We start from the raw sequence: 17,211 nt of genomic DNA on the forward strand, positions 1-17,211 counted from the left end.
CAAACGCTATTCAAGCTGTCCACCCACAACTGCGCTTTTTCACGACAACAAGGCTCGGGATCATCAGAACGCTTCAAACAAGCGTCAAGCGCTCAGGGAAAAGGATTCTCGCTCGTCCCCAGGAAGGCCTGGTCGCCCCACAACTCCCGGATCACCACGTCGCGTCCGCACCCGATCCTATAGCGCTCATAGTGTGCCGCGTTGGTCTTGTAGAAATCCTGATGTTCGGGTCCCGCCGGATAGAAGGTGGCAGCCGGCTTGATTTCGGTCACGATCGTATAACCGCTGGATTCGGCGATGGCCGCCTTACTGGCTTCGGCAATTGCCGCCTGCTCATCATTGAGGGCAAAGATCGCCGGCTTGTACATCGGCCCCTTGTCGCAGAATTGCCCCGCGGCATCGGTCGGATCGGTCGTGTGCCAATAAACGGTCAGCAGGTCCTCATAGCTCACCACCTCGGGGTCGAAGGTGACCTCCACGCTCTCATAATGACCGGTATCGCCACCATAGGCGACTTCATTGTATGTCGGGTTTTCGACATGACCACCGGCAAAGCCCGATACGGCCTCGGACACCCCTTCAACCTTTTCGAAATTGGATTCCACGCTCCAAAAGCACCCGCCGGCGAAAAGCGCGGTATCGGCCAGCGCCGGGGTGGCGGCGAACGCGCTCGTGGCGGCCGCCAGGGCAATAAGTGTGCGATGCATGCTGCACCTCCTCGTTTGTACCAGTTGGCCCCGCCATGTCCGATCGGGCAAGTCAAAGCCGCGTGAACATGCGGGATTGTACGTATTTTAAGCAATTACGGTAAGCGGGCGGCAATGGTTTCGGCCTAGTGTGCGCCCAGTTTGCCCCCGGACCCATTTTCATGACCAGCGCTCACCAAGCCGGCCCTTCGCAACAGGGTAACTACAGCATCGCACGCCTGGCGCTTGCCACGGCCTATTGGCTCAAGCCTCATCGCGTGCGCCATGTTCCGGCTCTGGTTGCGGGCCTGGTGGGCGACAGGCTGGCTCGGCCCGCCCCGATTCCCGACGCTTCGCGCATCCGCAAATCCCCGCCGGGATTTGCCGGGTTGGCCGATGATCTGTCGACGCCCGTGGTTCTCGAAGCCATGTCGCGCGGTTTTTATCCCCAGGGCCATTGGGGCGCCATGAAATGGTGGTCGCCACCCCAACGCGCCATAATGGATCTGGCTTCTGTCCATATCGCCAAGCGGTTCCGCCGCACAATGCGCGGCTCGGACATGCGCGTGGCCTTCGATACCGATTTTGCCGGCGTGATCGATGGCTGCGCGGCGCCCCGCGATCCCTCGCGCCCCCACCTCACCTGGATCACCCCGAAAGCCCGGACGCTCTATACGCGGCTATACGCGGAGGGCCATGCCCATTCGGTGGAGGTTTTCGACGCCGGGAACAACCTCGTCGGCGGATTGTTCGGCGTGACGGTCGGGCCGGTATTCTCGGCGCTCTCGATGTTTCATACCGCCGACAACGCCTCCAAATTCGCAATCGTCAGTCTCTACCATCACCTCGCCGACGCCGGATTCGTCGCTGTCGACCATCAAATCATGTCGCCCTGGGTCGAAGCGCTCGGCGGTACGGTGCTTGCGCGCGCCGACTATGCCGCGCTCCTTGTCCGACCGGGCAAAGCGCAACCCGAGCCCGGCCATTGGAGCGCGAAGTTTTCGCTGGCCGATACCGCCGGCTGGTCGCCCGAAACCCCCGCCTGACCTATTCCGCCGCGATCCCGAGTCGCGCGATCAGTCCCAGATGGTTCGACCCCAGCGGATCCGATAGCGCCTCGATCTCTTCGATGAGGATCGGTGCGCGCGAAAACATGAGATCTATCGGTATGCCCAGCGGACCCAATTCGGTCGGCCAGGTCGCGTTGTAGCGCGGAGGGGGCAGCAGATCGGAACCCCGCACCAGATCGTCGATGGCATCGGCCCAGGGTGCGGAATTGAAATCCCCCGCCAGCACCAGCGCGCCCTCGATTCCCGCCAGTTGCCGGGCCAGCCGCCGCGCTTCGAACAGGCCCGCATCGTCGAAATAGGGCTTGGTCAGGTGGGCGGCCACCAGCGTCAGCGGCTCCCCCTCGATCTCGGCCTGCGCAACGATCATCCGGTTGGGATGGGTGTTGCCCAGCGAGCGGATTTCGGCATTTTCCAGCGGCAGCTTTGACAGCATCATCAGGTCGCATTCGACGCTCGGTTCGCACCCCACTCGATAGGGATAGACGGCGTGCAGGTCGTCGAGATGCTGGCGCAACTGCGCCGCCTCCATGATGAAGGCAAAATCCGCCCCCGATCCGGCGATGTAGTCGGTAACGTCCTCATGCCGGTCGTTGGAATTGAGAACGTTAAAGCTCAAAAGCGTGAACCCGGCCGCGCGTTCCAGCTCCTGCAAGGCCCCTCGACCCTCATATTGCGCCGCGACGCGCCACATAACATGTCCGCCCGCGAATATCGCCATGGCGGCCACCAGCCCGGCCCGCCACGGTGCCCTTGCCAGCGCAAGCAAAAGGGCGAGCCCCAAAAGGCCCGCCCCGATGTGAAGCTGCAGTGACTGCAGCAGCGACTGGCCGGGCAGACCGAGATCGACCCGCGCCAGCACCAGAACGCCTGCGGCAACAAGGCCAAAGCCTGTGAGCACGCCACGGATCTCGGCCCCGATTGCCACTATACGATCGCCCCCCGGAGCGCTTTTCCTGTAAATCGAACCCTCTTATTCGGTTCGGGAACGCGACAAAACGATGACGAGCAGGATTTTCGCTGTTGCGGAAAGCAAAAATCCCGCTCGTATCCCATTGAAGCCTGCAGGGATCAGCCCGCGAGCGCACCCTGCGCCGGAGCGCCGCGTTCGACCAGCAACCGGTTATAGGCATTGAGATAGGCCCGGGCGGACGCCACCAGTGTATCGGGTTCGGTCGCATTGCCCGAGGCGATACGCCCGTTCATTTCCAGCCGCACATGGGCGTTGGCCTGCGCGTCGGTGCCGCCCGTCACGCCATCCACAGCGTAGAGCACCAGATGCGGATCGGCTTTGACCGCCGCCTTTATGGCGTTAAAGATCGCATCGACCGACCCCGTGCCGTCGAACGACACTTCGACCGGCGCACCGTCCACGGCCACCTTGAGCTCGCACCGGTGCACCCCGCCGGTCTTGGAGGTCACGCTCATATCCACCAGCTTGATGCGGTCGGCGCCCGAGCCCATTTCGTCATCGACCAGCGCGACGATATCGTCGTCATAGACGTGCTTTTTGCGATCGGCCAGGTCCTTGAAGCGCTGGAAGGCTTCCTGGAACTGGTTATCGGCCAGCTCATACCCCAGATCCTTGAGCTTTTCCTTGAACGCATGGCGACCCGAATGCTTACCCATCACCAGAGAGGTCGATTTGATCCCCACGCTTTCGGGCGTCATGATCTCATAGGTCGAGGCGTTTTTCAGCATGCCATCCTGATGGATGCCGCTTTCATGGGCAAAGGCGTTCTTGCCAACGATGGCCTTGTTGTATTGCACCGGGAAGTTGGCCGCAGCCGACACCACGCGCGAGGCGCGCGAGAGATGGGTCGTCTCGATTTCGGTGTGATAGGGCATGGCATCGGCCCGCGTGCGCAGCGCCATCACCACCTCCTCGAGTGCCGCGTTGCCCGCGCGCTCCCCGATACCGTTGATCGTGCATTCCACCTGCCGCGCCCCGGCCCGAACGCCGGCCAGCGAATTGGCCACGGCCATGCCCAGATCGTTGTGACAATGGGTGGAAAAAATCGCCTTGTCGGAATTGGGCACCATCGCGATCAAATCGTGGATCAGCTGGTAATAATCTTCCGGCGTCGAATAGCCCACGGTGTCGGGGATATTGATCGTCGTCGCCCCCGCCTTGATCGCCGCTTCGGTGCAGCGGGCCAGAAATTCGATGGGCGTGCGCGTCGCGTCCATGCCCGACCACTCCACGTCGTCGATCAGATTGCGGGCCTGCGTCACCGTCTTGGTGACGATTTCAAGCACCTCGTCCTCGGTCTTTTTCATCTGGTGCGCCAGATGGATCGGCGAGGTCGAAACAAACGTATGAATGCGTCCGCGCCGTGCAAAGCGCACCGCTTCCCCGGCGCGGTCGATATCGGCGGAAATGGCGCGAGCCAGCCCGCAGATCACCGCGTTCTTGGCGCGCTTGGCAACGGTGGCCACGGCCTCGAAATCACCGTTCGAGGCAATGGGAAACCCGGCCTCGATGATATCGACACCCATCGTGTCGAGGATTTCGGCGACCTGGAGCTTTTCTTCCAGCGTCATGGTGGCGCCGGGGCTTTGCTCCCCGTCGCGCAGGGTGGTGTCGAAAATAAAGACGCGGTCGGTATTGGCTTGGCTGGTCATCTTGTTCTTCCTTGATCGGCCACCTGCGCGGTTTCGCTGTGCGTTTGCAGCAGGTTATGGCCGGACATTGATGTTCGGCGTTATGGCAAAATCCCCTGACCACCCGTCCGCGTTTGAAGCGAACCGCCGGTTATCAGGGGCTGATAAGGAGAAGTAGGAGGGCAGCGGAAAGCAGCAGCGCTGAACCCGTGAGGATACGGGCCTGCAAGGCTTTTTGCCTGCTGGCGGCTATGGCGATTGCGCGGTTTGCACTGCGGCGCATCGGTACGGCCTTGCCCTTCCTGATAAATCAACAGCCGAACAATGGGCCAATTGCGCGCGATGCGCAAGACTTCGCGCAACAATAATAGCGCTTTAGGCTCCGACTTTGGTTCATCATCGGCCCGCTTAATCGTCGAAGTCGAGCACACCCTCGGCAAGCACGACCGCGGCACCGCCGATCCCGGCATGCTTGAGCTGGCCGCCTTCTATGTTGAACTGCATGCCGATTTCGCTCGGCCGGCCCATTTCACGGCCCTGACGGATCTTGAGCGTATGGCTGCCATCACCATACCCGCCGTGCTCGGCCAGAAGCCCGATTAGCGCCGCTGCGGCGGACCCGGTTGCCGCGTCCTCGCCGGTGCCGTGGGAGACGTGAAACATGCGCGCCGCATAGTCGTTCCCGCGCTCTTTTGGGGTCTTGGCAAAGACATAAACCGCATTTCGCGGTCCGGAAAACGTGTCGGCCCAGCCACGCCGCTCCAGCGTCATGTCAGTAAGCAGGGACGCATCGCGCAACGGAACCAGATAGAACGGATTGCCCGCCGAATACTGCGCAGGCATCATTCCGTCGCACCCGATATCGTCAACGGAAATGCCTAAACGCTCGGCGATGCCTGCAAGGTCGGCCAATTCCCCGACCCGTTCGGGCTTGCGCGGCAGCGCGAATTTGGCTTCCCCGGTCCGCTTGTCGATCCGTTCCATGACGGCGGTAACGTTGCCGACACCCAATTCGAGCCGCACGGCGCTCTGCTTGTGCTGCAAACCCAGAAGAACCGCCGCTCCAACCGTGGGATGCCCGGCAAAGGGCAATTCGCTCACGGGCGTGAAAATGCGCAGGGCCGCGGTGTGCCGCTCGCCTTTCGGTGCGCACACAAAAACCGTTTCCGAGAGGTTGAACTCTCCCGCGATCGCCTGCATCCGGGTCGTCGAAAGCTCGTCGGCCCTTAGCACGACCGCCAGCGGATTGCCGCTTAGCCGGTCACGGGTGAAAACGTCGAGAATGAAATAGGTCAGCTTCATCTTTCGGCCGGTCCTGGGAGACGATTGGGAGGCGATATCCATCGATATACTCAAAACACTACGCCTATCGTTCCACTGGTTACCACCCACATAATTCCTCCCTCCCGCTTATGCTTTTCCCCCGCGACACGTCGTCATACATTTGCGACAATGCGCGTGGGGGGAGAGGTCGCATGAAACGCACGACGTGCCTGATTGCCGGTGGCGGTCCTGCCGGCATAATGCTGGGCCTGCTGCTGGCGCGGGGTGGCGTCGAGGTGATCGTTTGTGAAAAGCACGCCGATTTCCTGCGCGACTTCCGGGGCGATACCGTGCACCCCTCCACCATCAGGCTTCTCGACGAGCTGGGTCTGGGGGCCGAGTTCGCCCAATTGCCGCAGAGCCGACTGCAAAGTCTGCGCGTGCCCACGACAAACGGACAGAGCATCGATTTCGGTGATTTTTCCGCCCTCCCGCCACCCTACAATTACGTCGCCATGATTCCGCAATGGGATTTTCTCGCGTTTTTGGCCGGCCACGCCCGACGCGAGTCGAGCTTTACCCTGCTGATGGAGACCGAAGTGACGGGGCTTTTGTGGCAGGATGGCAAGGTCACCGGCGTCTCCACACGCACACAAGAACACGAAGAACCGATCACAGCCGATCTGGTCGTTGCCTGCGATGGCCGCCATTCCGTGCTGCGCGAACAGGCCGGCTTCATTCCGCGTGATTATCAAGTGCCCTTCGATGTCTGGTGGTTCCGCCTCCCGCGTCACGCAGACGAACAAGCAGAGCCAGCCAGTCTGGTCCCCAGCTTTGCCGGGCGCGACATCCTGCTCTCGATCGCCCGGGAGGGATTCTACCAGATGGCCGCCTTCATTCCCAAGGGCACCGACGCGCAGCGTCGGGCCGAGGGCACAAAACCCCTGCGGGCCATGATTGCCAGGCTGCGCCCGGATCTGGCCGATCGGGTGGACACGCTGACGTCGATGGACCAGGTCAAGACCCTCGACGTCCGGCTCGACCGGCTCAAGCGTTGGCACCGCCCCGGCCTGCTCTGCATCGGCGACGCCGCCCATGCCATGTCGCCCGCTGGCGGCGTCGGTATCAATCTTGCCATCCAGGATGCCGTCGCCGCCGCCCGCATCCTGCGTCATCCACTGCGCGCCGGAACGCTTTCCGAGAGTGATCTTGAGGCGGTGCAACGCCGCCGCATGCTGCCGACCCGGGTCATCCAGACCATGCAGCGCATTCTCCATCGCATCATTTTCCAGAACGGGTTTGAAACCGGCCGCGCCGGACCGCCGCGTTTCATGCTGTTTCTCGCCCGCCATGTCCCCGGCTTCCGCAAGCTCCCGGCCCGCTTCATCGGGTTCGGCCCGCGCCCCGAATCCGCGCCCGATTTCGCCCGCCGCCCCCGCTAAAGCGTGTCCAGCAAAAGCATGTCCTCGACGCGATCGGGGATGGAAACGGTTTTGCGGTTCGGACACGCGATAAAACAAAGGCTTAGAGCCAAGGATTTGATTCAATCAAATCCTTGGCTCTAAGGCCGAAAGGCACCGCAATCTTAATCGGCGCATAAAAACTTAGGTATTGACTTAACTGTTAGCGCGCTGATAGTTAAGCGTATGGCTAACCATTCTTCACAGCTCGATCTCATGTTCCGCGCCCTGGCAGATGGCAATCGCCGCGCCATGATCGATCGGCTGAGCAAATCGAGTGCCAGCGCCGGAGATTTTTCCGCCCAGCTCGGCATTTCCCTGCCTGCCACCCTCCAGCACATTGCCGTGCTTGAACAGGCCGGGCTCGTTGTCACCAAAAAGGAAGGCCGCGTGCGCACTTGCACCCTCGATACCGGTGCGCTGAGCCGGGCCGAACACTGGATCAACGAACGCCGCACCTTATGGGGGCGGCGGCTCGATGCCCTAGGAGCCCTTCTCGAAAACGACGTCATAGAGGAAGACGAATGACCGACCGCAACGTGGTACACGCCACCTTCACCCTCCAGCGCACCTATCGCGCATCACGGCATAAGGTTTTCGCCGCGTTTTCCGATTTCAAGACCAAGCAGAAATGGTTCGGAAGCGATGCTCCTGAAGGCGCCGCCGCCAATATGGATTTCCGTGTCGGAGGACGTGAGCACAGCCACGGCGTTGCCGAACAGCACGGCAGCACCCACGCCTATCGCTTCGATGCCATCTATCTCGACATCATCGAGAACGAGCGCATCATCTATGCCTATGACATGGACGCCGACGGAAACCACATCTCTGCATCGCTCACCACCATCGAGCTGACCGATGCGCCCGAGGGAACTCATCTGAAACTGACCGAACAGGGCGCTTATCTCGACGGCTTCGACGATCCCAAAATCCGTGAAGACGGAACCGCCGGCCTTCTGTCCGCACTTGCCAGAATCGTGGAGGATTGACCGATGGGCAAACTGATCGTCTGGAATATCGCGAGCCTCGACGGCTATTTCGAAGGCCCCGAGCCCTGGGACCTTTCCCTGCATGAAACCATCTGGGGAGACGAACTCTCTGAATTTTCCGAAACCCAGCTTGCCGATACCGAGGCATTGGTTTTCGGGCGCCGCACCTATGAAGGCATGGCGTCGTACTGGGCCAACGAAACCGAAACCGGCCCCATCACCGACGCCATGAACGCCCTGCCCAAATATGTCGTCTCCAACACCCTGACGGCGGCGGACTGGAACAACACCAAAATCGTCAGCGGCGATATCGTCCAGGCGCTACGCGACATAAAGGCCGGATCGGAACGCAATCTCTACGTCTTCGGCAGCGCCGATCTGCTGGCGACGCTCCTGCCCGCCGGGCTCGTCGATGAATATCGCCTCGGTCTCGCCCCGCTCCTGCTCGGCCGCGGCAATCTCTTGTTCAAGCCGTCCGACCTCCGGATCGACCTCGACCTGATCAAGACCCAACCGCTCAAGAATGGCGGAATCGTCATCACCTGCGGATTGAAAAACGCGCGATAGCTCACGGCGCGACCGAAATCTGGCCGCTCAACGAGTGGTAGCTCAGAAAAAAGGGCCGGCAAAACCGGCCCTTTTTCAAACTTCAACTTCAACTGCGGAAGCCTAGATGTGGTGCCTCAACAGGTTGTCCTCGGTCAGGCCGAGGCGACTGATGGGTGGCTTGGAGTTTAGGCTGCCATGGGGTCTGTGCCAATTGTACATATGGTTCCAGATTGGCAGATGGGCAGCGCGCTGATCGGATGTTTTGTAGGCGCGGGCATAAGCCCATTCCCTGATTGCGGTCTGGATGAATCGTTCGGCCTTGCCATTGGTTTGGGGCGTATAGGGCTTGGTGCGGATGTGTGTGAGGCCCAATTGGCGGCAGGCATCGCGGAAGGCGCGGGACTGGTAGCATGGCCCGTTGTCGGTCATCACCCGCTCGACGGTGACCCCCAAGAGTCGGTACCAGGCGAGGGCGGCCTTGAGATGGGCGACGGCACTGACGGCCTTTTCGTCAGGGTGGATCTGGGTAAATGACAGCCGTGAATGGTCGTCGATAGCGACATGGACGAACTCCCAGCCGGGCGCAGTGCCGTTTCCGCGCTGGCTGCTCTGCCGGCGCCGGTCACCGGTGATGCGGTGACCGCTCCGATTGAATTTGCCCAACTTCTTGATGTCTATATGGATCATCTCGCCGGGACGCTTGCGTTCATAGCGACGCACCGGCTCGGCCGGGTCGATGTCTCTTAGCCGCGAAAGGCCGGCCCGCTTGAGCACTCTGCTGACCGTGGCCGGCGATACGCCAACCTCCATGGCGATATGGTTGCCGGTCCACCGTAGACGCCGCAGCGCGATGACGCGCGCGATGGTTGTTTGCGGGACAGGGCAATGTAGCCGGTGGGGCCGCGACGAACGGTCGGTCATGCCCGCTCGGCCCTCTGATGTGTAGCGCTCTACCCAGCGCGCCACGATTTTTGGCGATACACCGTAGCTCCGCGCTGCCTGGGCTTTGGAAAGACCGCCTTCGATGACGCAAAGCGCCATCTCCTCTCGACGCAGCGGCGTCAGACGGGCATTCTTGTGGATGTTCATTCGGACCCTCCGGTGAGTGCTGAAGCTTGGTAACTCCAGTCTCCCCGTTCCGGTCCGAATGGACAACCTATTGAGAGCTCACACCTAGAGCGTGTCCAGCAAAAGTGGAAACGGTTTTGCGGTTCGGACACGCGACAAAACAAAGGCTTAGAGCCAAGGATTTGATTCAATCAAATCCTGAACGGCTCTAGTTCCGGCTCTTGTCCACCAGCGCACCGGCTTTGATCCAGGGCATCATGTCGCGCAGCTTGGTGCCCACTTCCTCGATCTGGTGAGCGTCGTTGTTGCGGCGGATGCCCTTGAAGCGTGCGGCGCCGGCCTTGTATTCCTGCATCCACTCGGACGTGAACTTGCCCGATTGGATATCGGCCAGAACGCGCTTCATCTCGGCCTTGGTTTCGCTCGTGATGATGCGCGGGCCGGTGACGTATTCGCCCCATTCTGCGGTGTTGGAGATCGAATAATTCATGTTGGCGATGCCGCCCTGATAGATCAGATCGACGATCAGCTTCACTTCGTGCAGACACTCGAAATAGGCCATTTCCGGCGCATAGCCGGCTTCCACCAGCGTCTCGAACCCGGCGCGGATCAATTCGACCAGACCGCCGCAGAGCACCGCCTGCTCGCCGAACAGATCGGTCTCGCACTCTTCCTTGAACGTGGTCTCGATGATGCCCGAGCGTCCGCCGCCGACGCCCGACGCATAGGCAAGGCCCAGATCGTGCGCGTTGCCGGTCGCATCGTGATGGATGGCGATCAGGCACGGCACCCCGCCACCCTTCTCATATTCGCCGCGCACGGTGTGGCCGGGGCCCTTGGGGGCGATCATCAGAACGTCGACTGTGTCCTTGGGCTCGATCAGCCCGAAATGGACGTTCAGGCCATGCGCGAACGCCAGTGCGGCACCGTCGCGGATATTGGGAGCGATATCGTCGCGATAGATGTCGGCCTGCAATTCGTCGGGCGTTGCCATCATCATCATGTCGGCCCACGCCGCAGCCTCGGCAACGCTCATCACCTTGAGCCCGTCCGCTTCCACCTTCTTGGCGGTCGAAGACCCGGGGCGCAGACCGACGGCGATGTCGGTGATACCCGAATCCTTGAGGTTGAGCGCATGCGCGCGCCCCTGGCTGCCATACCCGATGATGGCGACCTTCTTGGATTTCAAAAGATTGATATCGGCATCCCGATCGTAATAAACGCGCATTGGTCTCTCCCTATGTCGCTTGTCGTTGTTGATGGATTTACGCTCCGTAGAGCGCAAAGAACTGTTCGCGGGCCCGGCGCGCCTGCCCCGCAATCTTCTCTTCACTCGGCCGCCTTTGCTCGCCGAGCAGCATGCGGATCTGGGTGTCCCTGACCACCAGTCCGAAAAATGTCCGAAACGCCTGGTCGGCATCGTCGAAATCGAGCAGCCCCGCTTCCTTGCCCGCCTCGAGCAGCGGTTCGCAGCGCCGCGCCATGCCGATGGGCCCGTTTTCCAGAACGATCGCGCCCAGATTGCGCTTTTCCTGGCCCGCATGGGAAACCGCCAGCCGGTTGAGCGCCACCGAAATATCGCCCGTCAGAACCGTCAGCCAGTCGCGTCCGAATTTCTCCAGCGCAATGCCCAGCGTGCGCTTGTCGAGCGTTTCGCGGTCCACCGGCACCATGCGCACTTTCGACGCCTGCCACTGCACGGTCGCCGTCAAAAGCCCGTCCCGGTCGCCGAACCATTTATAGAGCGTTTCCTTGGAGCAACTCGCCCTGCGCGCCACCCCGGTCATGGTCAATCCATCGCCGCCATCGACCAGCAAGCCCAGCGCCGCATCCAGAACATCCTTCTGGCGGCCGGTGAGCGTATCGTCGCTTATGGTCAGGGTCGGCGGGGTCAAGCGTGACTCGCTCTCTGTTCTCGATTATCATGGCCGGAAAGCCTTGCTCCAAGGGAGCAGACACCGCCTCCGAGCGAGGCGTACCGTACGGTACGGTTCGGCAATTTTCAAGAGCGATTTTACCGCGATTTCACACTCGGGCCTGAAACCATGAACCGCCGCCTCTTCCAAGGCGACGGCCATATTTCATCGGGCTTTGGCCGCGCCATGAGGCGCGGCTACCGGCAGATCAGGGGACAATAACGGTCAGTTCGCCGTCGGCCGCCTCAACCTCCAGGCCATTGCCTTGTGCGTCGGTCACAGAAGCGAACGCGCCGGTGATCGACCCTGCCCGCAAAATCGAGACCGTGCTGCCGGCTTCGGCGTCCGCCAGATCGACCACCAGCGCGCCACCTTCGATTTCGACGTCACCGGCGATATCGAGGCCGCGCGCGGAAATCTCCAGCACGCCGCCGCTCACCAGCAGGTCACCCTGCCCCAGTGCCGTGGTCGTTGCAGCCACCAGCGTACCCTCTTGCAGGCGCGTGCCACCTTCGTAGGAATTATAACCGCGCAGCGTCAGCGTGCCCGAACCGGCCTTGGTCAGCATGCCGGGGCCGGAAATGTCGTGCACCCAGATATCTTCCGCGTGCATTTCGCCCAAATCCGCATCCATGGTCACCGAAACGTCGCCCGGAAAGGCTCCATAGCCACCAGCCGCGGCCACAAGATCGATTCGCCCCCAGCCATTGGTTTCATCGAGCACCGGATAGCCGCTGGGCACGCCGGTGGTGTAGAGCACCACGCGGCGCTGTTCGGCGGTCAGATAGGGCTGGCGTGTTTCGAGCAGCACCTCAGCGCCCATCGGCACGACCATCTCCTGCCCCATATCCGCTGCGTCCTGCGGCAGGCCATAATGGGTCCGCAAGCGATAGAGCGCAGCGTTGGCGGCATCATTGGCCCAGCGGTCTCCCGGCTGGTCCTCGGCAACGGCGGCAATCGTTGTGTCCTCGCCCACATTGGCCGCCATCACGGCCTGCATGTTCTCGAACGCCGCCTCTTTGAGTTCGGCGTGCTCGGGGTCGGAAAGCAGCGCGCTCGCCATGGCCATCGACATGGTGCGTCCTCCCATCACATCGAGCGGCGAGTGCATGCCGGTCACGATACGATTTTCGCCCAACTCGGACGCACGGGTCAAAAGCTCTTCGTAGCGCTGCGGCAGCGCATAGGCATAGGCGATGGCCGCGAGATAGCCCGCATTGGCGTGCCCGGAAGGATAGCCGCCATCCTTGTGCCGGCCGCGTGTTTCGCGCGCGCTGAGCAGCGCCGGGATCACCTCGACATTGCTGTCATAGCGCTCAAAGCTGTTGGGTCCGATAACATCGGTGCCTGTTTCCACCACCTGCCCGGTATCGCTCATGCGCCACGGGCGCGGCGAGGCGTAGAAATATTTCGAGGGAGACGTCGTGCCCTCCGGTCCACGCATCATGGCCATGAAAGCCACGAAATCGAGCATGGTTTCCCCGCCCGTTCCCGCTTCGGTGCCATGATCGTCTTCCTTGACCGGCAGCACCATATTGGGATCGAACGTGCCCAGTGTGTGATTGATCGTCGTGAAAGCCTGCGCTTCGGCGGCGTAGATATTGGCCAGCACCGGTCCCATGCCGCTGATAACCGAAAAGCCCTGCGAACGGCGATCGTCCAGATAGGCCTCCAGCGCCTCCTGATCGTCGCGCGCGCTGCCGGTCACCGAGAGAACATAGTCCATGTTGGCCGCCCACACGGCCGGATCGACAATTTCGACATTGGAATAGTCGAGAGCGCCGTCCCCGTTTGCACCACCCGAGCGCCAGGTTTCGTCGCCCAGGTTCCAGACTTCGTCAAAGCCGCGATGCAGCTCGAGAACCGGGTTTTCCGCGCGGTCATAGCGATTGATTTCGGCCCCGTCGGCGCCGATGCCCGCCTGATGCGTATAGTTTTCGACCACGGGCAGCGGATAGGCGACATCGGGCAGCGGCACTGTAAATTCCCCGACACCAAGCGGTGCGGCGAGCGCCGTGCCGGCCAGCAGGGAGAACACCAGCGCACCCGACAGGCGGCCGGGAATTGTGGAGGATTTGCGGATCATGAAAATGGCTCCAGTATGAACAATGGAGCTGCCCTTTAGGGTGGTCCAATGACACCGCGGTGACACTTTCCACAAACTTGATCACGCCGAACCGAAACGATTTGCAATCACCACAATTTGGGCCAAACATCGCCCCACGCTGCTCTCTCCAAACGCGAACGAGGCCCCATGATGCGACCGACTATCCTTAAAATTCTTGCCTTTGCGGCACTTTTTGCATCTCCCGCCATGGCCCAGGAGGCCGAGGGCATGACCTCTGCTCCCATGATCGGCGCTTCTCTCACCGAAAAGTTCTGGGTGCAGTCCGAACAAGATGCCGGCCTGCCCGGCTCAATGGTTGTGTTCCTGTCCGAGGGCACAATGCTTCAGGACTCATGCTGGGAAACCTATCGCCTCTCCAACTGGCAGATGACCGGCGAGGAATCTTTAAGCTGGCAAGAGGACACCATGACCATTGAGGCCGACATCGTCGAACTCAACGAGGCCGAACTTGTTCTGGCCCTGCATCTTGTCGGCGGCGAAATTGTCGAAAAGCGCTATGCGGCCTCCCCCGTCCCGTACGTTTGCCCCGACATGCCGCGCTAGTTGGAGAAGTCGCAGATATATTGCGGTTCACCGCCAAACGTGCCGTAAACCGCGCTTGCTCCTACCAGATTGTCGGGATCGGCCTGCATGATGGCCTCGGACTGCGCGGCAAGCGGCCCCATCGCGGCATCGAGCTCCTCCTGATCGGGCACGAACACAACGCCGATGGAACTGTAGCCATTGTCTATGCCGGCGATCACCGAGATCGCCGCAACCTCGTGTTCCATCCAGGTGCCCGCTACCGGTACGCGCAATTCCCGATGGTCCTCGCGCACCGCGATCTGCGCGTCGGAAAAATACCGGCCCGCATCTGCGGGCACGATGATCGTGCCATCGGCCACCAATTGTTCCCAGAACACCCCAAGATCGCTCGAAATCTCGCACCCCCGTTCCAGCCCGGCAAGGAACGTGTCCATCTCGTAGCGGGATGGTGTGTCCGGCCCCAAACCTACCACCGAGAGCGTGGACAGGGCCGTGCCCATCAGAAAATCGCCCGTCGTCTCCAGCCAATCGAGCATCGCACTTCCCTTTGCGCCCAACCCTGCTCTGGCTTTAGGCAGCGAGCATGGCCAAATGGCGGCAACAAAAAAAGGGCCGCCCTTATGGACGGCCCTCGTCAACTCTGCGGCTTGTCGAGCTTATTCGGCGGCGATGGCTTCGATCTTGCCGTCGCGGGCAGCCTTGGTGGCACCGGCCCACCAGGCAAGGTTGTCGAACAGGTCCTTAAGGCTCGGCCCGATGGCCGGCTCGATGGCTTCCATCGGCTCGTTCTTGCCGCCGCCCCAGACGGTGAAGAATTCCGAACCGCCGATGTGTACGCCGTGACGCACGGGCACCATCTGAAGTTCGATGTTGATCAGGCGAAGCTGTTCGATTGCGCGCGCGGCACCGACCGAACCGTAGCCCACATACGCCGCCGGCTTCTTGGTCCATTCGACATAGGCCTGGTCGAGGGCGTTCTTGAGCGCTGCGGTGATCGAGCGGTTGTATTCGGCAACCAGAAAGATGTAGCCGTCGAACTCGCCGACCTTTTTCTGCCAGGCAATGGCCTTGGGGTCCTGGCTGGGCGCCCACATGTTGGAGGCCACTTCGTCAAAGAAGGGCAGATCGAAATCGCGCAGGTCGACCAGCTCGACGTCGAATTCGGTGCGTTCCTTCGCCTTGGCGAGCAGCCACTGGGCCGGCTTGTCGGCAAAGCGCGTTGCGCGGGTTGAGGAAATGATGATTGCGATTTTTGGCTTGGACATGATGATTCCCTACGTGGTTACGAACAGTAAGTAGGGCTGCATATGTGACTTTTGGCATCGCGCTCAAGTAGGCACACGCCTGTTAGCTAGGCATATACGCCTGCCTATGGGATATCTCCCGAAAGCTCAACTCATTGAAATAAAATGGAATTTTTAGTCCGTTTCCGACGATTTCCTGTCGTTCGGTGATATCGAACAAACAAACAACGGGGTTGAAACGACAAAAATACTGACCTGTTCCGATCCTACCGGCCCAGGACGCCCAGATATTTCCGCACAGCCTCGGCAAATCCCGAAATCAGCGCGTCGGCGGTGATTCCGTGGCCGATCGAGACCTCGTCGACAAACGGCACTGTGGATTGGAACGCAGGCAGGTTGGCCAGTGTCAAGTCATGCCCGGCATTGATTCCCAGCCCCAGCGCATGGGCCGCATGCGCCGTTTCCGCAAGATCGGCCAGCGCGGAAACCGCGGCCTCGCTGTTATCGTAGCACGCGCCATATGGCCCGGTGTAGAGCTCTACCCGGTCGGCGCCCGCCGCCTTGGCCGCCTCCAGTGCCGCTCCGCTGGCATCGGGGTCGCAGAACATCGCCACCCGCCGCCCCGGCGTTGCGAGTTGGGCCACAACATCGCTCAGCAATGCTTTGTGTGCCACAAAATCCCATCCATGGTCGGACGTCGCCTGTTCAGGGGCATCGGGCACCAGCGTGACCTGATGGGGATTGGCCGCCGCCACCAGTTCGAGAAACGCCTGTGTGGGATAGCCCTCGATATTGAGTTCGGCCTGCGGATATTCGGCGCGCAACAGATTGACCAGGTCGAAAACGTCAGAACGCCTGATATGGCGTTCATCGGGCCGCGGATGGACGGTCACTCCAACCGCTCCCGCATCGAGCACGATACGCGCCATTCCCGTAACGCTCGGCCAGGGCAGGTTCCGGCGATTGCGCAACTGCGCCACGGCATTGAGATTGACGGAAAGCTTTGTCATGGCGGCAGTCTGGAAAAGTAAGGACCGTACGAAGTGTACGGCCCTCGTCTATCGCGAAATGAGGTTCGCGCAAACCTCAACTTTCGGAGCGCGGTCAGGTCGGGACCGATTGTGCTCCGCGCCTACATGCCCTCGGGCCCGCGCGTGATCGCAACGAGCCCGGTGCGCACCACCTCCACAAGCCCCAGCGGTGTCATCAGCGTGATGAACTGGTCGATCTTGCCCGGCTTGCCGGTGATCTCGAACACGAAGCTCTCGGTCGAGGCGTCGACCACCTGCGCCCGGAACGCATCGGCCAGCCGCAGCGTTTCCACCCGGTTCTCGCCCCGGCCCGCGACCTTGAGCAGAGCCAGCTCACGCTCCAGCGATTCCCCTTCCGCCGTCAGATCGTGCACCTTGTGCACCGGCACCAGCCGTTCGAGCTGCAGCTTGATCTGCGCCAGAACTTTGGGCGTTGCAACGGTGACGATGGTGATGCGCGAGCGATGCTTGTCATGCTCGGTTTCGCTGACCGTCAGCGAGTCGATATTGTATCCGCGCGCCGAAAACAGCCCCACGACACGGGCGAGAACCCCCGGTTCGTTGTCGACAAGAACCGTCAGCGTGTGGCGTTCGGTAGCCTGGGTTTCGGTGGTCAGGAAATAGGCCGAACCCGTCGGTTTCAGATGTGCGTTCATAATGGTTCCTCGTGAGCGTGCTAGG

Annotated in this window: 18 protein-coding genes; 6 read left to right on the forward strand and 12 right to left on the reverse strand. The window is 61.3% G+C overall.

What is annotated here, in order from left to right:
• Nucleotides 1-92: 92 nt before the first annotated feature.
• Nucleotides 93-707: a peptide-methionine (S)-S-oxide reductase MsrA gene (gene msrA / locus KKY_RS09300; RefSeq protein ID WP_014131077.1), complete on the reverse strand. Its 615-nt coding sequence runs from the start codon at nt 705-707 to the stop codon at nt 93-95.
• 161 nt (nt 708-868) lie between these two features.
• On the opposite strand from msrA, the gene KKY_RS09305 reads away from it, so the two are divergent.
• Entirely contained in the window at nt 869-1,732 is an 864-nt protein-coding gene (locus KKY_RS09305; RefSeq protein ID WP_014131078.1) for a leucyl/phenylalanyl-tRNA--protein transferase, read from the forward strand.
• A gap of 1 nt (nt 1,733) precedes the next feature.
• Here KKY_RS09305 and KKY_RS09310 read toward each other — a convergent pair whose 3' ends face one another.
• The 3 genes from KKY_RS09310 to KKY_RS09320 all read right to left on the reverse strand — a co-directional run bounded on the left by KKY_RS09310 (nt 1,734) and on the right by KKY_RS09320 (nt 5,659).
• Nucleotides 1,734-2,681, reverse strand: coding sequence for an endonuclease/exonuclease/phosphatase family protein (locus KKY_RS09310; protein ID WP_014131079.1), 948 nt, complete (start codon nt 2,679-2,681; stop codon nt 1,734-1,736).
• Nucleotides 2,682-2,824: 143 nt separating this feature from the next.
• Nucleotides 2,825-4,378: a 2-isopropylmalate synthase gene (locus KKY_RS09315; RefSeq protein ID WP_014131080.1), complete on the reverse strand. Its 1,554-nt coding sequence runs from the start codon at nt 4,376-4,378 to the stop codon at nt 2,825-2,827.
• Between the two features lie 387 nt (nt 4,379-4,765).
• A complete protein-coding gene (locus KKY_RS09320; RefSeq protein ID WP_014131081.1) occupies nt 4,766-5,659 on the reverse strand; it encodes a PhzF family phenazine biosynthesis protein in 894 nt (297 codons plus the stop codon).
• Between the two features lie 173 nt (nt 5,660-5,832).
• On the opposite strand from KKY_RS09320, the gene KKY_RS09325 reads away from it, so the two are divergent.
• From KKY_RS09325 to KKY_RS09340, 4 genes are all read left to right on the forward strand, one after another.
• Nucleotides 5,833-7,062: an FAD-dependent oxidoreductase gene (locus tag KKY_RS09325; protein WP_014131082.1), complete on the forward strand. Its 1,230-nt coding sequence runs from the start codon at nt 5,833-5,835 to the stop codon at nt 7,060-7,062.
• 204 nt (nt 7,063-7,266) lie between these two features.
• Nucleotides 7,267-7,608 carry an ArsR/SmtB family transcription factor gene (locus KKY_RS09330; RefSeq protein WP_041528677.1) on the forward strand — a complete coding sequence of 114 codons (342 nt, stop codon included), beginning with the start codon at nt 7,267-7,269 and terminating at the stop codon, nt 7,606-7,608.
• Nucleotides 7,605-8,069: an SRPBCC domain-containing protein gene (locus KKY_RS09335; protein WP_014131084.1), complete on the forward strand. Its 465-nt coding sequence runs from the start codon at nt 7,605-7,607 to the stop codon at nt 8,067-8,069. The genes KKY_RS09330 and KKY_RS09335 overlap by 4 nt, the downstream gene beginning before the upstream one ends.
• 3 nt (nt 8,070-8,072) lie before the next feature.
• Nucleotides 8,073-8,636, forward strand: coding sequence for a dihydrofolate reductase family protein (locus tag KKY_RS09340; protein WP_014131085.1), 564 nt, complete (start codon nt 8,073-8,075; stop codon nt 8,634-8,636).
• 102 nt (nt 8,637-8,738) lie between these two features.
• Here the strand turns inward: KKY_RS09340 and KKY_RS09345 are convergent, their stop codons facing one another.
• From KKY_RS09345 to KKY_RS09360, 4 genes are all read right to left on the reverse strand, one after another.
• The gene (locus tag KKY_RS09345) at nt 8,739-9,707 is read right to left on the reverse strand and encodes an IS481 family transposase (protein WP_014131086.1); all 969 of its coding nucleotides are present in this window, start codon (nt 9,705-9,707) and stop codon (nt 8,739-8,741) included.
• 187 nt (nt 9,708-9,894) lie between these two features.
• Nucleotides 9,895-10,914 carry a ketol-acid reductoisomerase gene (gene ilvC, locus KKY_RS09350; protein ID WP_014131087.1) on the reverse strand — a complete coding sequence of 340 codons (1,020 nt, stop codon included), beginning with the start codon at nt 10,912-10,914 and terminating at the stop codon, nt 9,895-9,897.
• Between the two features lie 37 nt (nt 10,915-10,951).
• The gene (locus KKY_RS09355; RefSeq protein WP_014131088.1) at nt 10,952-11,581 is read right to left on the reverse strand and encodes a TetR/AcrR family transcriptional regulator C-terminal domain-containing protein; all 630 of its coding nucleotides are present in this window, start codon (nt 11,579-11,581) and stop codon (nt 10,952-10,954) included.
• Between the two features lie 229 nt (nt 11,582-11,810).
• Complete coding sequence (locus KKY_RS09360) at nt 11,811-13,688, reverse strand: phosphatase PAP2 family protein (protein ID WP_014131089.1); 1,878 nt, start codon at nt 13,686-13,688, stop codon at nt 11,811-11,813.
• A 168-nt stretch (nt 13,689-13,856) separates the two neighbouring features.
• Here KKY_RS09360 and KKY_RS09365 point away from each other — a divergent pair, with 168 nt between their 5' ends.
• On the forward strand, nt 13,857-14,273 hold the full coding sequence (locus tag KKY_RS09365) for a hypothetical protein (RefSeq protein WP_139304932.1): 417 nt from the start codon (nt 13,857-13,859) through the stop codon (nt 14,271-14,273).
• On the opposite strand, the gene KKY_RS09370 is transcribed toward KKY_RS09365, so the two are convergent.
• From KKY_RS09370 to ilvN, 4 genes are all read right to left on the reverse strand, one after another.
• Complete coding sequence (locus KKY_RS09370; RefSeq protein WP_014131091.1) at nt 14,270-14,791, reverse strand: hypothetical protein; 522 nt, start codon at nt 14,789-14,791, stop codon at nt 14,270-14,272. The genes KKY_RS09365 and KKY_RS09370 overlap by 4 nt on opposite strands.
• A 120-nt stretch (nt 14,792-14,911) precedes the next feature.
• Nucleotides 14,912-15,520 carry an NADPH-dependent FMN reductase gene (locus KKY_RS09375; RefSeq protein WP_014131092.1) on the reverse strand — a complete coding sequence of 203 codons (609 nt, stop codon included), beginning with the start codon at nt 15,518-15,520 and terminating at the stop codon, nt 14,912-14,914.
• Between the two features lie 245 nt (nt 15,521-15,765).
• Nucleotides 15,766-16,509, reverse strand: coding sequence for a pyridoxine 5'-phosphate synthase (locus tag KKY_RS09380; protein ID WP_014131093.1), 744 nt, complete (start codon nt 16,507-16,509; stop codon nt 15,766-15,768).
• A 122-nt stretch (nt 16,510-16,631) separates the two neighbouring features.
• Nucleotides 16,632-17,186: an acetolactate synthase small subunit gene (gene ilvN, locus KKY_RS09385; protein WP_014131094.1), complete on the reverse strand. Its 555-nt coding sequence runs from the start codon at nt 17,184-17,186 to the stop codon at nt 16,632-16,634.
• Nucleotides 17,187-17,211 lie beyond the last annotated feature (25 nt).

This window comes from Pelagibacterium halotolerans B2 (genome assembly GCF_000230555.1).
GTDB classification, from domain to species: Bacteria; Pseudomonadota; Alphaproteobacteria; order Rhizobiales; family Devosiaceae; genus Pelagibacterium; species Pelagibacterium halotolerans.